The following is a 237-nucleotide window of genomic DNA, read 5'->3' as shown; positions in this document are numbered from 1 at the left end:
AACGGTCCAAATCTCAACCGCCTCGGTGTCCGGGAACCGTCGATCTATGGGATGGCTACGCTTGCCGATATCGAAGCGATGTTGCGCGACCGCCTTCAGGAGCGGGGATACGATTTGATTTTTCGTCAGACCAACCATGAAGGCGAACTTGTCGAGTTCGTCCATGCGGCGGATGGCGCGAACGGTGTGGTGCTCAATGCGGGCGCCTACACCCATACTTCCGTGGCGCTTGCCGAT

General features: G+C 58.2%; 1 protein-coding gene. It reads left to right on the top strand.

Annotation, left to right across the window (positions count from 1 at the left end):
* Window positions 1-237: type II 3-dehydroquinate dehydratase (locus CH341_RS33410; protein ID WP_146604843.1), on the top strand; the 237-nt coding region annotated here is incomplete at both ends.

The organism is Rhodoplanes roseus, from assembly GCF_003258865.1.
Taxonomy (GTDB): Bacteria; Pseudomonadota; Alphaproteobacteria; order Rhizobiales; family Xanthobacteraceae; genus Rhodoplanes; species Rhodoplanes roseus.
This window is presented reverse-complemented; position numbering and strand designations above follow the sequence as displayed.